Origin of the sequence: Lutibacter citreus (assembly GCF_003260195.1) — a bacterium.
Taxonomy (GTDB): Bacteria; Bacteroidota; Bacteroidia; order Flavobacteriales; family Flavobacteriaceae; genus Lutibacter; species Lutibacter citreus.
Map to the genome: position 1 here is coordinate 440,885 of NZ_QEIH01000005.1, position 16,145 is coordinate 457,029.

A 16,145-nucleotide genomic window follows, 5' to 3' on the forward strand; every position below is an offset into this window, starting at 1 on the left:
TTTTATTACTGGAGTTTTCTTTTTTGTTTATTGAATATTAACCAAAATTATTTTGAACTGTTTTTCTAGCATCAATGATAATTTCATCTGGATAATCATATAATTCTAAAATTTTAATAGCATTTCTAGTTTTTAGTTTACCCGGTTTTAATTTGTGATCAAAAATTAGTTTTCCGTTTTCAATACTTTCGTTAAAATGATATAATTCGTAACTATCGTTTTTAAGTAGTTCAGTTAATTCTACATCATGAGTTGAAACTAATACAATGTGATTTTTTTTATTTATAAATGTTAAAATTGCTTTTCCACCAGAAATTCTTTCAATTGTATTTGTTCCTTTAAAAATTTCATCAAGCACAAATAAACAAGGATTTTTATCTTCAGAAGCTTTAATAAGTTCTTTAATTGTTAATACTTCTTTTAAATAATAACTGGTATCATCCAGTAAATCATCAGTTATTCTAATTGAAGAATATACCTTTAAAAAAGGAGCTGAATATTCTTTAGCAAAACAAATATTTAATGTTTGAGCTAAAATAGAATTTGTTGCAATGGTTCTAATAAAAGTAGTTTTACCAGACATATTTGAACCCGTTAACAGCAAACTTTTATTAATTAGATTTAAATTATTTGGAATACAATTTTTAATTAAAGGATGTTTAATTTCTTTGGTAGTAATTTGTTTGTTTAAAGTGAAATTAGGAGCGCAAGTTTCTACCTGGTCTGCTTTTAATGATGCCACTGAAATTGCAGCGTCAATTTCTCCAATAAATTGAAATAGTTTATCAATACTTTCTTTTTCTTTTGAAATATCATCAACAAAACTATAAAAAACAAGATATTCAATCATAAATAGAATTTTCAACAATTCAATAACAAACCAAAAGAACAATGCATATTCATTACTTATTTGTTTTTCAAAAGCAATAAATTCAGTTTTATTTTTTATTGTACTTACTTTTTTTAGAAAGGACACATCTGAAAAATAGTTATTTATTTCTTCAATTTTAGAAAGTTTTTTACCAACTGTTAAAGCTTTAGAAAGTTGATTTACGGCACTAATATAATAAGTTATATTTTCTTTATTTTTATAATGAAAAACGGTATTTATAAAAAATACGGGAATTAAAAAAAGGAAAAATATAGGATTAAAAAAGCCAGAAATAATTAAGAGAATTGATGTTAAAGAAGAAACGTAAATAAGTTTTAAATAGGTAGGTTTTTCAATTGGTTTATCATTTATTAAATTTTCCAAATCATAAGCATTGTTAGAATTTAGTTTAGATAAAATTAATTGACTTTTAATTCTTAATGTTTTATTATTTAAGAACAAATTACTTAATGTGTCAAAATTTTTTAATTTTTCAATAGTACCAATTGTTCTAATTTTATAATAAAGATATTGTTGACCAATTTTAGAAGTTGTTCGGTCTATAAATTTAAAAATTTCATCTATATCTAAATCTTTACTTGTTGGTTCAGTTATTAAGTGGAATGATTTATTTTTATGAATACTATTTTTAAAGTATTGTTTAATACTATAAAAATTAAAATATTCGTTTTCTTTTGGCTTTCCCCAATTTATTAGGAGTGTATTTTTTAATCTTTTAATTCTTTTTTTTCTTGAATAACTACTAATTATTGAAATTAAAACAAGAATAAAAATTATTATAGTTAAAATAAATATTTTATTTTCCATTGTTTGTTTAAGGGAATGGTTTGATTGAGGATTTAAAAGTATGGTTAATTAACCAATATTCACATTAAACAAATAACCAACTGCAGCTGTTAATCCCATTGCAATTGTTCCCCAAAAGGTAATTCTTATAATTGCTTTTCCAATATTTGATCCACCAGTTTTAGCTGATAATGCTCCTAAAATTATAAGAAAGAATAAAGAAAAACCATAAAGTGAAAATTCCATGCTTTTTAAAGGTAAAAAGATTGTGACTAAAAAGGGTAGGAGTCCTCCAATAGTAAATGCTGCACCTGAAGCCATTGCCGCTTGAATGGGATTTGCTTCATTTATCTCATTAATTCCTAATTCATCTCTAACATGAGCTGCTAAAGCATCTTTTAAAGTAAGTTCTTTAGCAACAATTAAGGCAGTTTCTTTTTTTAGGCCTCTTTTTTCATAAATGTCTGCTAAACGTTGTAATTCAATTTCAGGCATTTCTTCTAATTCTATTCGTTCTCTTTCAATATCTGCCTTTTCTACATCAGTTTGCGAACTTACCGAAACGTATTCTCCGGCTGCCATGGATAATGCTCCGGCAACTAATCCTGCTAAGGTTGCTAAAATAATAGGTTCTCTTATATCAGTTGCCGCAGCAACACCAATAGCAATACTTGCAGTAGATAAAATTCCGTCATTTGCTCCAAGAACTGCAGCTCTTAACCAATTGCTTCTATGTATGTAGTGATTATCTAAATAATTATCTAATTCTTCTGAATTTTCGTTCATTTATTTCTTTAATTGTATTAAAAATCTAATTAAAAGTAACGTTTTGTTTTTGATTAGTACCTCCATAAAAACAGAATTTAAATATTTTCATATAAGCCTAGTCTGTTTTTTAAAGTCTTAATTTCTTCTCGCAGTGCTTTTTCGTTTTTTAAAAGATTAAATACTACATCAATACCTTCTATATTTACATTTAACTCGTTATGAATTCTAATTATTTTTTCAAGATCTCTTATTTTATCTTGTTGAATGAATTTATTATGTTCATATATTTCAATTTTTATAAGCCCTATTTTATCTAAAGCATCAAAAAATGAAAGTTCTATTTTATACTGTATACAAAGTTTTTCTATAAGTATTAAATCTTGTAAAGCCATTTTATTGTAATTTTTGTAATTCAACAAACAATTCTTTTTCCTTATCATTTAAATTGGTAGGTATTTTAAGCTGATAAGTGATTATTAAATCACCAAATTGATTGTCTTTTTTGTAAATAGGAAAACCTTTTCCTTTTAATTTTACTTTTGTAAGATTAGCGGTTTCGGGGGCAATTTTTAATTTTACTTTGCCTTTAAAACTATCAATAGTAATCTCTCCTCCTAAAATAGCAGTGTATAAATCTAAATCTACAAATGCATATAAATTGTTTCCTTCTCTTTTAAATTTAGTATGATTTTTTATAGAAAATTTAATATATAAATCTCCATTAGGTCCTCCATTTATTCCTTCTCCACCTTTTCCTTTTATTTTAATAACCTGGCCATTTTCTACTCCAGCAGGTATTGTAAGTCTTATTTTTTTATTATTAATAGTAAGTACTTGTTTATGAGTTTCAAAAACATCTTTTAAATTTAAGTGAAGCTCAGTGTTAAAATCTTGCCCTCTATATTTTCTATTTCCTTGTTTATATGATGAGCTATTTCCACCAAACATAGAGCTAAAATAATCAGAAAAATCTTGTTCTGAATATCCTTGCTGTCTTTGGGAGCTTTGGCGTTGTTTTTCTTTTTCAAACTGTTCACTATGTTTCCAATCTTTACCGTAATTGTCGTATTTTATTCTGTTTTCAGAATTACTTAACACTTCATTAGCCTCATTAATTTCTTTAAATTTTTTTTCGGCTTCTTTATTGTCGGGATTTAAATCGGGATGGTATTTACGCGCTAACTTTCTATATGCTTTTTTAATATCTTTATCAGTTGCGGTTTTTTCAATACCTAATATTTTATAATAATCTACAAATGTCATTTAGCAATTTGTTTTATGGTTCTTATTAATTCAACATTCTGATTATGTTTTGCACTATAGGACATTACCATTGTTCCTTTTGTACCATCATTAGCAATTATAGCAAAAAGTTCCGTATCATCTTCTGGACTGTCCATGCCGTCAAAACGATAGGTTTGGGTAATTTTAAGTTCTTTTGGTAAATATTCTTTTTTAGAATAGAGAGCTACAATAGTTTTCTCTTCAGCTTTAAAATCTTCAGTAAATCCATTGTTGGTTAAAGAATCAACAGCTTGTGAAAGTGTATCAAAATTTATAGTGCCCATCATTTTTAAATTTAATTCAATAATTACGCTTAAAACTAATGAATAAGTAATACCACAGTTTTTTTGAATAATAAAATTAGTTTGTTATGATACTTGTATTATTAATAACATATTAAAGTTACAAATAAATTATAACTATTGAAGTTAATTATTATTCAATTTTTAAAGCTTTTATTTGCTTTGTAAACTCTTTATTATTGGGTAATATTTATATTAAATTAATTTGAAAAAGATAATTGAGTATTAATATTATTAATTATTTTTAAAAGTAGTTTTAATCATTTTAAAGGTAAAGTGAATTTAAAATTACTTCCCTTGCCTAATTCACTCTCAACCCAAATTTTCCCTCCTTGGTTTTCTATAAATTCTTTGCAAAGTATTAAGCCTAAACCAGAACCTTTTTCATTTGCTGTTCCAACTGTTGTTTCATTGGATTGAAATTCAAATAATTTATTTAAAGTTTCTTTATTCATTCCAATTCCATTATCTGATACCGTAATTTCAATAAAATTATTTTTTTCCAAAGCACTAACTTCTATGCAACCTTCTGAATTAGTGAATTTTATAGCATTAGTAATTAAATTTCGAATTATTATTTTTAGCATATATTGATCTGCAAAAACCTCAAGACCATTACTTTGAAAATGTTTTAATGTTATGTTTTTAAGTTCTGCGGCTGGATTTAAGACCTCAATTATGTGCGTTATTAATGGTTGTAAATTTAATTTTACAGGATTAAACATAATTTGCCCCGTTTGTGATTTTGCCCAATTTAATAAATTATCAAGTAAGGTAAGTGTGTTTAATGCTGCGGAATTTATATAGGAGCTAAATTTTTCAACTTTTTCAGAATCATAATTTTGTGTATTGTTAGCTAACAAATTTGAAAGACCTAAAATTGTATTAAAAGGGCTTCTTAAATCGTGCGCAATAATGGAGAAAAGCTTGTCTTTTGTAGCATTTAGTTCTTTTAATTTTTTTTCACTTTCTTTTAATTCTTCTTCTTTTAATTTTTTTGAAGTAATATTCTGAAAAGAACCTTGAAGCATAACTATATTCCCTTTATAATCTCTTACAGCTTTGCCAGTAGTACGTACCCATATTTTATTTCCCTTAGCAGTTGAAATAATCATTTCTTCATCGTAGGGAATTCCTAATTCTAAACAATCTTGGAATACTTTTGAGATTTTATCACGATATTCTGGTTCGTAAGCTGCGATTCCGCTTTTTAAATCAGGAGAAAAACCTAATGGTTCTTCTCTCATAATTGCAATTTCATCACTCCAATGTATTTTTTTTTCTGCTACATTATAATTCCAGCCTCCAAATTTTGCAGTTTCACCTGCAATTCTAAGCAAAGAATAATTAAATTTAAGTTTTTCTTCTGCTTTTTTCCGTTGAGTAATATCACGTACATTAAGAACTATAGATTTTATTGCAGTATTTTTTAATTGATTAGTCCCAAAAGCTTCTAGATAAACCCAACTACCATTTTTATGACGATGGCGGTATTGCTCACCACCATTTGTTTTATTTTTAACAATATTTAAAAAGCCTTTTAATGCGGACTCCCGGTCATCTGGATGAATCATTTTCTCAATAGCAGAAATATTGATTAACTCTTCTTGCTTATAACCCAGTATTTTCTCACATGACTCACTAATATATTGCTGAACTCCTTCTGAATTTAAAAGAACAATCATATCAAAAGAATTTTTGATAAGTTGTTTAAACCTTTTGTCTTCACCAAATAAATGGTCTTCTTTTAACATTTTGATTTTTATTTATTGTTCAAAATATAGAGCTTTCACGTACTATGTGAATGTCATAAAGGGTAAATATAATTCTTTTGATTAATAAATTACAAAAAGGTTGAGTTGCTTTAGTTTTATGATAATATTTATGTTAGAAAGTGCTTTGTTTATTCTTAATGTATTTCTTAAAAATTTTGGTGTAAAAAGATTATAAAATAAATCTTTAGAAGAGAATTTATTAAAAACTAGGGATACCTTTTTAAAATAATTATTGATATAAATGAGTTTTTAATAAATTCGTTAAATGTGTTAGTTCTTTGTATGAGTATTATTTTTTAAATATTATATTCTTAAAGTTTTGTCCTGATAATTTAAAACCTTCAACAAGGCCTTTTTCGTTATAAGTAAAATCTAATTTTCCTAATTCTGAAGAATAAAAGCTTTTTAAAGTAAGTGGATTTAAAATAATAGTATTTCCAAAAGTACGCTTAAGGTTAAGTTTGTTTTCTACTATAAATAATTCGTAAATTATATTGTGTTCTTTATTTATAAATACTCCTGTTAAATTAGTTAAGTCTATTTCATCTAATTTTGGCTGTTGTATTTTGGTTTTAAAACATTCATAGGTGAAATCTGCAATGCGAAAATCAAATTTATTATCAGAAAAAATAAATTTAGAATATGGAATGTATGGAAACTCAAAAGTGTTTTTATCTAAAGAAGGTAGTGGGCTTTTGGTTTTTGAACCAAATTCCTGAAAATATAGAGTGTCTTTTTCTGCAATGATATTAAAATAAACTCCTGGTTGAAACTCATAAGTTCCTTCATATTTTTTTAGTTGTTTTATACTAGGTATTGTTACTTTTTTAGAAGCTTCTATTGTGTAATCTTTTAAAAGGATATCTATTGTACGGTACACTAAATCTAGTGCTGAAAAATCGTTTGTATTGGCTAAAATTATAATTGAAAGTTTGTGTTTTGGTACATGTAAAATATAAGAGCGGTAAGCAGCTGTTCCACCTCCATGAAATACAATTTCTACCCCTTTGTAAGAATCAAATTGAAGTCCTAAACCATAATTAATTATTTTACCTGAATTAAGTAATGTTGCTTGCTCCATTTTGTTATAAAATGATCTACTACCAATAATTGGGTTTTGATAGTTTTTTGCCCATATAATCATATCATTAATAGTTGTATTTATGCCAGAAGAACCTATTGTGGATAATTTCACAGGATAATTTTTGTAAGTGTTATTTATTAATTGATAAGAGTAAGCTTTATTAGGAACTACTATATTTATATCATCAATTGCTTTTGAATGATTCATACCAAGAGGTGCAAAAATTCTTTGTTGTAATTGATCTTTAAATGGCTTTTTTTCAATACGTTCTATAATTTCAGAGAGTAAAATATATCCTGTATTATTGTATTCATATTTGTCCCCAACTTTAAAATTAGTCTGTTTAATGTTTAATAACATCCTTACTACTTGTTGATGAGTCATTTTTCCATTGGGTAAAATACCTTTAAGATATGCCAACTCATCAGTATTTGGCAAACCATGTGTATGAGTAGTTAAATCTTTGATTGTTATTTTGTTGGGTAAGTGATTTAATTCTGGTAAATAAGTTTTAATATCATCAGAAAAAGAAAGTTTGCCCTCTTGTTCTAAAAGAAGTGCTAAATAGGTGGTGAATTGTTTGGATATTGAAGCAATATTAAATACTGTAGAATCAGTTATAGGTAAATGATATTCTACGTTTGCCAATCCCTTAAATTTTTTATAGGTAGTTTCTCCATCTTTAATTATAGTAAATGCAGCACCTGTTGTATTAGATTTGTAATGTGAATTGAATAATGAATCAATTTTAGAATAAGATTGTTGTTCTAGACTATTTGTTTGACCCGAAACAAATATTGATTGGATAAATAGAATTGAGATAATAACGATTTGATGTTTCATTTTTATTATTTTTTGTTCCAGACAAAAGTGAAACATAAAATCAAGTAAAGAGTTTGACAATAGGAAATCGGACTGATTTTATAGCTAAAAATGTGTTCGACTTTAAATCGGACTATCCTAGTTCTGCTGATTTTCTATATGCGGTAGGCGTTTGATGGGTTTCTTTTTTAAAAGCTGTATAAAACGATGATTTTGAATTAAAACCTATTTTATAAAGTATTTCTAAAACGGTTAAGTGAGGTTGATCTTTTAAAAGAGTTTTAGCATCATTAATTCTAAATTCATTAATATAATCAAAAAAATGTTTTCCAATATGTTTATTAATGAGTTGCGAAAGTTGTTTTTCTGGAAGGTTTAAACCTATTGCTAATTTTTGCAAACTAAGTTCTGGGTCTAAATAGGGTTTTTCGGTAGTTAGATATTCAGAAAGTAATTGTAATGTTTGTTCCGTTTCTGCAGTTAAGTTTTTAACAGTTTTAATTGTGGTTAAATTTTTGTCAATTCCTAAAAATAATTTTGGTTGATATAAAGCTTTTAAAACAAACCAACAAATAACAAATAAAGCAAAAATACTTATTAGTAAGTTTATGTTTGCCAACATAACGCTGTTTTGCTCTGGAAGCAAAAAAGATCTGAATAGTACAAAACAATTTCCTATTAAAAATAAAATGGTAATTTGAAACAACCATTTATGGATTATTTTATGGTTGGTGGCATAATTTTCTTGATACAGTTTTTTAAAATGACTCAATGTAAAAAAGACAGCGATTATATAATAGTAATATTGCACTTTAGCTATAATTTGAAAAATATCATAGCTTTTTTCAGAAACTTGGGTTACAAATAGTACAATAAATAAACCGATAAACAGAAGTGTATGTAAAAGGTGCTTTCTTTCTAGTTTAAAATTAAAATAACAAACTGATTTTACATATAAATAGTATAATGGCATTTGAAGTAAAACAGATGCTATTTTTAAGCTATTTAAAGTGTTATTAGGAATTTTTAATAGAAACATTCCTGAAAAATGAAAAGCTGTAACTAAAAGAAATGCAGCAAATAAATAGTTAGATAGTTTCTTGGTAGATTTTACAGTAATTAAAAAAATGGATAATAATATCATTAAAAAAACAATGATTTTTCCAATGTCATTAATCAGTAATGTAGTTGTCAAATTAGTTTAATTTTTTATGATCCAACGAGTTTTTGTATTGTTAATATAAATTTTTAAAAAACCAATTTAGTAAATAAAAACCATATAGAAAATCTCCTAAGTATTTTTACAAGTTTGTTAAAAGAAAAATGTAAAATAGAACCAGTTTTTTAGCTATTCAACAATTACACTTTTAATTATCCAATCTGCATTTGTTTTACTAGGTACAGGTTGAATAGCTAATTGATGAAGATGTTTTTTTCGTGTTTTAAATTGTGATAAAGGAATGATAATTTCTTGCCATTCATCAGTAACTTCAACTTTAGAAGAAACCCATTCTTCGGAGCTCCAATCAACTTTCTGAGGTGCAACACGTGTAAAGCGGGTTGGATCATCGTATCCGTTTAAGGCTAATTTAATAGAATTAGTTCCACTTATATTTTTAGTAACAATTTTTACCTGATTACATAAATAAATTGGAGTATGAATAAATGGTGTTGTAGCAATAATAGCTCCTTTAGACTCTGATTTACCATAAATATAAACAGGTTCTTCATTTCGTATTAGGTCAGTTCCTTTTTCACTTCTCCAACCTTGTGTAGTATATTTAAAGTTATATGTACGCCCAGGTAAAGGGTATTCAAAATTATTTTCAGGAATATAAACTGTATTATCATTGTTAAAATATAGAGGTCTTATTTGTACACCACGATAAAAGGCATTGGTTTCGTGATTTTCCTGAATGCTATACCATTGATCTTTCCAAACAAACGCACTACCATGACCACCATCTATATAATCACCTTTAAATGTGTAAGGTCCTTTTAAGTTCTTAGACATAGAATATTTATTACCCCAAAATAGATAATACCATTCACCACGCTTAAAAATTGCAGGTTTATCTCCAGTTGGTTTTCTGGAGCCATCATCATTTAGCACCATTAGTTTTTGTGGTTTATCTGCTAAGGAAACCATATCATCTCCCAGTGTGGCAATGTAATATTGTCCAGCACCAAAAATGATATTATATACTCCGTTTTCTTCGTAAACTTCTGGGTCGTAAGACTTTGTAGGGGTAAGGGAATCAGGTAAAAGAGGTTTTCCTAAAGCATCTTTCCAAGGTCCATTCATTGTAGGAGCTTCCATAACCCCAGTATTAAAGTTACGATTTGAAAAGTACCAGTAATATTTACCATCTTTAGTAGCAAGGTCGCCTGCCCAACAATTGTCTTGATTTCCAATATAGGTTTGAGTTGGTAAAATATTTAGTTTGTGATCCCAATCTGTAAGGTTGTTAGAAGCCCAAAGTTCCCAATGATCCATTCTACAAAAATCAACAATATTCCAATCACGATCGTGTCCACACATAGCGTATATACTATCACCTACAATAATAACATGTGGATCAGCAAGTCCTCGGTCCGGAGCAATAGAGTTAACTGAAATAGCACTTGGGTTGTAACCAGGAATCTTATTTTCAGCTGTTTTTTCTTTAGTGCTACAGGCGTAAAATAAAATGATTGATAAACTCAAGGTTATTAAAGAATGTTTCATATAAATTGTTTTATAAGTTAGATAAAATATACTAACTATTTTGCGTATGGTTTTCAATGATTTTTAAACTACTAATTTAGCAAATAAAACATTTGTAGATACTTAAATTTAGCGAAAATATTTATCGAAAAAAATTACATTAGCAAGATAACTGAACTTTAAAATTAAAAACTAATGAGTAACCATTTGTTAATAACGGATTGATTTTAACATATGATGAAATATTTTTGAAGGAAAAGGAAAGCTTTGGAATACTGAAAACCTTCAATGGAATTGTTGTTGTAGACGGCAGGTTTTTAGAAATGTTTTTATTTTGAATTTATTATAGGGACATTGACCCGTTTCAATTTTTTATCGGCAGTAATATAAAGTGTTTTTCCATCGGCTGCTAAAATACAATTAGACGTAAGTGGTCCAGTAGAGATGGTACCTATAGCGCTTCCATCGGAGCTTAAGACCAACAAAAGATCTGATTTGTATAAAGCTAGAAAAACCTTTCCATCTTTTGCTATAGCCATACCATCAGGACTTTGAAATCCCATTTTTCCAATATCGGCAAAGAGTTTTAGCTTCCCTATCTTTCCCTTTTTAATTTTTGCATGGTAAAGTTTATTGCTTCTATCCCCAATAAAAAGTCTACTCCCTTTTGGAGAAATTGCTATACCGTTTGGGCTTATAAAATCGAATTTAAGGGTATCTAAGTGTTTGTTTTTCATATTAAAAGAATAGACACGGTTTTGAAAAATCTGACGTGTTGTTCCTGTATCTTTATGAATGTTTTGTAGCCAAAATTCGCTAAAAAATATGGTTTGATCTGTCACTGTAATATCATTGGGAGAACCTAAACTGTCTCCTTTATAGGTGCTAACTAATACTTCTCGTGATTTTGGACCTAATTTAAGATTGTATCTGACTATAGATCTTCCAAGAGCCTCACAAGCGTAGAGATAATTATTTTTTATAAAGAGTCCATTTGATCTACCACTTTGGTTTTGCCAAACCTTAGTATTGTTGGTAAGGGGATTAAACTTGATGATTTTTCCGTTGTCCATATCTGAGAAAAAAAGTGTTCCATCAATTGCTAAAGCCGGACCTTCTGTAAAGCCATAACCTTCAGATACGGTTTCTATGGGCCAGTCCAATTTGGGGATTTGTGCTCTTAAAAGCATAATAGAACCCAAAAAACAAGCAACAAACATAAAGACAATACGATTCATATTTATATGGAATAGATTTTTTAAAATTAAATTATGCTATAAAGTTATATTAAACTAAATATAGATGGAACTTTTTAGTTGTTTTAGAATTGTAATTTTCCGATTGTAAGTTTTGTGTAATAAAGTTAATTAATTATAGTTTTATGGAACAAATTTAGTTGTTACAATTTTTTTATAATCTCATTTAATCCATTTTTTATTTTTAAAATAAACAATTGCAATTATGAAGCATAATATCATTAATCCTATAGCTATTGGATATCCAAACTTCCATTCTAGTTCAGGTATGTTTTTAAAATTCATTCCGTAAATTCCAGCAATAAGTGTTGGTAAAGAGATGCATACGGTAATAATTGTTAATGTTCTAAATATACTATTTTGTTCTAAATCAATTTTACTATTTATATTTTCCTTTAAATCATCTAGCCTATTAAAATTAAATTGAATGTGGTCTGAAATTACTGAAATATCATTAAGTTCTAAATTTATTTTACTTGTTATTGTCTTTTCTTCAAATTTGTTTTGTTTTAGTAAAACTAGGATTCTTTGAAAATTACTGATTGATTCTTTTATCAATAGATTATTATAATTTAAAATCATTATTAAATTTAAATCTTTTGAAATAAAATCTTTTGAATTTAAAATATCTTCATAAAATTGTTTTATTTCTTTCGTTATTATTTCTGTCAAATCTGCATAATAATCTGAAATAATACCTATTTGAAATACAAAATGTTCTAAATGAGAATTAAAATTTATACTACTTAAGTCATATCTAGTTTTTGATAGATTTATGAAATTTTTATCAATGTATGAAGTTAAAAAGTAATAGACTACTTGGTTTTTTATTATTATAAATATTTCCTCTTCTTTAAATAATGTATTTGAATTGTAATTGGGTATTGAAAAATTAAAAGATAATTGGTCGGATAATTTTAAGTAATGAGAACTTATTTCAATATCTCCCTTTTGATTAAAAATTGATAAGTCAATACCAAATTTATCAGAAATATTATTTAATTCTTTTTCAGTAAAATCAATTATACGAACATTAAATATGTCTTTAGCCTTATACTTGATTTCGCTTACTAAATTTAGTTTTTCTAATTTGTTACTTTTCAAATATAATTCTATCATAATCTTTACAGTTGTTTAAAAATGGTTAGTCTTAAATTATGACTACAATTTAATATACTAAAACAAGCGTTTTTTAAAACACCTTTTTTGTATATCTAAATATAATGTGTTTGTATTTCCAATCTTTTGTGTAAAATGTTTTTTTGTGAAAATCCTCAGGTCTAGGTTAGAAATTGTTTTTTTATCTTTTACTAATCACTAAATTTTATATTTAGCAGACTTTAATTAATATCACAGAACTTTTGTTTAGAACAAACGAGCAATGTTTTTATATGTTTTGCATACCCAATATGGATTTATTTTCCTTACGAAAATAAGGAATTAATCAATAGGGGCAAGTACCTAATAAACATTAGTAATGGCTAAAACCTTTAATAATTTACAAGATTACAACTCGTACGCTTGAATTGAATATGGCTAAAAAATAATCATACAAGGTATTGGTGTTATTTGTACTCCTAAAATAAGTATTATTTATTTTTTTTATAAAACCGATTGATAAAAGTAACAGTTATTGGAATGGTGAGATAGGTTAAAACAGACCATAAGGCTAAATTTTCAGATAATATAAGGGCTAAAAAAGTAGCAACTAACCCAGTAAAGGAAACCGCTGCCAATAGGGTAATTTTATTTTTTGTTTTATGAACTTCAAATTTATTCAATTTCAGAAAAATTCTTTTAGAGTATGCGCGTAAGTACAAAAGTGATATTATTCCTGCCATTGCAAAAAGGCCAATACCGTAAATAACAAATAATCCAATTAGTTCACTTTTGCTTTTAACTTCAAATGTTGAAGGAAACCACCCATTACTTAACCAAGCAAAAAGATTGGAGAAAATTAACCGAAGTGGATACATATATATAAGTAAAATAAATATTAAACTAATACTTAAAAAAATGGTATTCTTATCTTCCAAACCATATCTTCTGCTCCAGGTTCTATGGCTTAACCAAAAAGTCATTATGATAAAAAAGCTACACACAAATGCCGGAATTTCTTTTAATGAAATTATTAATTCGGGATAATTTTTAGGTATTGTTCCCACAGAAATAACTAACATAGTCATTGCAAAAGCAAATGCGGCATCCATAAATGTTTCTAACCTAGTAATTTGAGTTCCACGCATCTTAAAATCTTCACTACTCGAGAGATTTGTTTGTTTACTTTCAGATTTAGTCATAATTGTTTTTTGAATTCTATAAACTCTAAAATATTTAAACTTCAATATAATAAGATTTAGGTTAAGTTTTATATAAATCTAAATTTTGAAAAGATTATTTCTTTTAATATTAACATTGTAGGGTAAGTTCCTCTGTTGTTTTGAGTATAAATTTTTCAATGAAAGATTAAGTTAGAGTAGGAGCTTTTTTGAAAACGTAATTTTCAGGTGTATAAAATATTGTTTAAAAAAATCAATTTATGCTCTCGCATTTTCGTAACTTTTAAATGGTGTTTTTCTTTTGAATTAATTGTAAAAGATATAAATATATTAAAGTTAAAAGCGTGAATAAGTTCTCATAGTTTATTTTGTAAGTATTTAACTTTCTATATCCTAATAAAATAAACTTTTGCCTTTTTAAATTTGTAGAGTAAAAAGTAGTGAAGGTCTTATTCCATAAGGGCAAATTGAAAATAAATTCAATAGTATAGCCCTTTTTGGAATAAAATTGTAATAACACGTAAATTTAATTATTTCGATAAATATGATTGATGATTTTTTGTATAATTAACAGAACTTATTAACAAAAATATAAGGTGATTTAAACAGAATTATTAAACCTCAATCTCTCAGTAAATTATGAGAAATTGAGGTTTATTAAATAGTTTTTTAATATAAGTGATTTGTTTAAGCTTTTAGCTCAAGTAAAACAACATTCTCTACATGGTGTGTTTGTGGAAACATATCAACAGCTTGTGTTTTAATAATGTTGTATTGGTCTTTCATTAAAGATAAATCACGTGCTTGGGTAGCAGAATTACAACTTACATAAACAATACGTTTAGGTGCAATTTCTAATATTTTGTTAACCACATTTTTATGCATTCCGTCTCTTGGCGGATCTGTTATTATTACATCTGGCTGACCGTGCTTAGCAATAAAGGCATTGTTAAAAACATCTTTCATATCACCAGCATAAAACTCAACATTATCTATGTTATTAAATTTTGCATTTAATTTTGCATCTTCAATTGCTTCAGGAACAGATTCAACACCAATTACCTTTTTTGCTTTTTTAGCAACAAACTGAGCAATGGTTCCAGTTCCTGTATAAAAATCGTATACAGTTTCGTTTCCAGATAAATTTGCGAAATCACGTGTTATTTTATACAATTCATATGCTTGGGTAGAATTTGTTTGATAAAATGATTTTGGTCCAATTTTAAATTTTAACCCTTCCATTTCTTCAAAAATATGATCTCTACCTTTAAATAATATAATATTCTGATCGTATAAAGTATCGTTTCCTTTTCCGTTAATTACATATTGTAAAGATGTGATTTCAGGGAATTTAGCTTCAAGAGCATTTAATAAACCTTCTCTTTTTTCTTTATCTTCTTTAAAAAATTGAATTACCACCATTATTTCTCCTGTTGAAGAAGTTCGTAACATAATAGTACGTAATAAACCAGATTGTTCTCTTGGATTGTAAAATTCCAATCCGTTTTCAATTCCGTAATTTTTTATAAAATTACGAATGTCGTTTGAAGGATCTTCTTGTAAATGACATTTAGTAACATCTAAAATTTTATCCCACATTCCAGAAATATGAAAACCACAAGCATTTCGGTTATCAATTTCTTCATCTGAATTTATTTCTTCCAACGTTAGCCATCTACTATTTGAAAAAGAAAATTCCATTTTATTTCTATAGAAATATTGTTTTTCACAACCTAAAATAGGTGTAACCTTTGGCAATTCTAAATGTCCAATTCTAATTAAGTTATTGGTAACTTCCTTTTCTTTATAAGCTAATTGGTGTTCATAGCCCATATTTTGCCATTTGCAACCACCGCAGTGTTCAAAATGTTCGCAAACAGGTTCAGTACGTTTGTCTGAAAGTTTATGAAATTTTATGGCTGTACCTTCAAAATAAGCTTTTCTCTTTTTTCCGGTTCTAATATCAACAACATCACCAGGTACAGTGTTTGTTAAAAAAATAACACGTCCGTCTGGGGCCTTCGCTACAGTTTTACCTCTTGCTCCTGCATCTATTACTTCTATATTCTCAAAAATGAGTGGTGTTTTTCTTCTTGCCATTTTGCAAATGTACTATTTATATAGAAAAAAACACATCTTAAATTGGATGCCTTTTTTATTTTAATAATGAGCAATATAAATTAACTTTGG

The 16,145-nt window shown here is 27.1% G+C and carries 13 protein-coding genes; all 13 read right to left on the reverse strand.

Features of this window, described 5'->3' with window-relative positions:
• Positions 1-37: 37 nt before the first annotated feature.
• The 13 genes from DAD81_RS12835 to rlmD all read right to left on the reverse strand — a co-directional run bounded on the left by DAD81_RS12835 (position 38) and on the right by rlmD (position 16,055).
• The gene (locus tag DAD81_RS12835; protein ID WP_111708670.1) at positions 38-1,699 is read right to left on the reverse strand and encodes a MutS-related protein; all 1,662 of its coding nucleotides are present in this window, start codon (positions 1,697-1,699) and stop codon (positions 38-40) included.
• A gap of 48 nt (positions 1,700-1,747) precedes the next feature.
• On the reverse strand, positions 1,748-2,464 hold the full coding sequence (locus tag DAD81_RS12840; RefSeq protein WP_111708671.1) for a VIT1/CCC1 transporter family protein: 717 nt from the start codon (positions 2,462-2,464) through the stop codon (positions 1,748-1,750).
• A 77-nt stretch (positions 2,465-2,541) separates the two neighbouring features.
• Entirely contained in the window at positions 2,542-2,838 is a 297-nt protein-coding gene (locus tag DAD81_RS12845) for a chaperone modulator CbpM (protein WP_111708672.1), read from the reverse strand.
• Between the two features lies 1 nt (position 2,839).
• On the reverse strand, positions 2,840-3,709 hold the full coding sequence (locus DAD81_RS12850) for a DnaJ C-terminal domain-containing protein (RefSeq protein ID WP_111708673.1): 870 nt from the start codon (positions 3,707-3,709) through the stop codon (positions 2,840-2,842).
• Positions 3,706-4,017 carry a phosphoribosylpyrophosphate synthetase gene (locus DAD81_RS12855; RefSeq protein WP_245949257.1) on the reverse strand — a complete coding sequence of 104 codons (312 nt, stop codon included), beginning with the start codon at positions 4,015-4,017 and terminating at the stop codon, positions 3,706-3,708. The genes DAD81_RS12850 and DAD81_RS12855 overlap by 4 nt, the downstream gene beginning before the upstream one ends.
• A gap of 275 nt (positions 4,018-4,292) precedes the next feature.
• Positions 4,293-5,786: a sensor histidine kinase gene (locus tag DAD81_RS12860; protein WP_111708675.1), complete on the reverse strand. Its 1,494-nt coding sequence runs from the start codon at positions 5,784-5,786 to the stop codon at positions 4,293-4,295.
• A 310-nt stretch (positions 5,787-6,096) separates the two neighbouring features.
• The gene (locus DAD81_RS12865; RefSeq protein WP_157961127.1) at positions 6,097-7,734 is read right to left on the reverse strand and encodes a serine hydrolase domain-containing protein; all 1,638 of its coding nucleotides are present in this window, start codon (positions 7,732-7,734) and stop codon (positions 6,097-6,099) included.
• Between the two features lie 112 nt (positions 7,735-7,846).
• Entirely contained in the window at positions 7,847-8,857 is a 1,011-nt protein-coding gene (locus tag DAD81_RS12870) for a helix-turn-helix domain-containing protein (protein ID WP_111708677.1), read from the reverse strand.
• Positions 8,858-9,061: 204 nt separating this feature from the next.
• Positions 9,062-10,441, reverse strand: a complete 1,380-nt coding sequence (locus DAD81_RS12875) for a family 43 glycosylhydrolase (protein WP_111708678.1) — start codon at positions 10,439-10,441, stop codon at positions 9,062-9,064.
• A 308-nt stretch (positions 10,442-10,749) separates the two neighbouring features.
• The gene (locus DAD81_RS12880; RefSeq protein WP_111708679.1) at positions 10,750-11,658 is read right to left on the reverse strand and encodes an SMP-30/gluconolactonase/LRE family protein; all 909 of its coding nucleotides are present in this window, start codon (positions 11,656-11,658) and stop codon (positions 10,750-10,752) included.
• 180 nt (positions 11,659-11,838) lie between these two features.
• Positions 11,839-12,795 carry a CorA family divalent cation transporter gene (locus tag DAD81_RS12885; protein WP_111708680.1) on the reverse strand — a complete coding sequence of 319 codons (957 nt, stop codon included), beginning with the start codon at positions 12,793-12,795 and terminating at the stop codon, positions 11,839-11,841.
• A 470-nt stretch (positions 12,796-13,265) separates the two neighbouring features.
• Positions 13,266-13,976: a TMEM175 family protein gene (locus tag DAD81_RS12890; RefSeq protein ID WP_111708681.1), complete on the reverse strand. Its 711-nt coding sequence runs from the start codon at positions 13,974-13,976 to the stop codon at positions 13,266-13,268.
• A gap of 666 nt (positions 13,977-14,642) precedes the next feature.
• Entirely contained in the window at positions 14,643-16,055 is a 1,413-nt protein-coding gene (gene rlmD, locus DAD81_RS12895) for a 23S rRNA (uracil(1939)-C(5))-methyltransferase RlmD (protein WP_111708682.1), read from the reverse strand.
• Between the last annotated feature and the right edge of the window lie 90 nt (positions 16,056-16,145).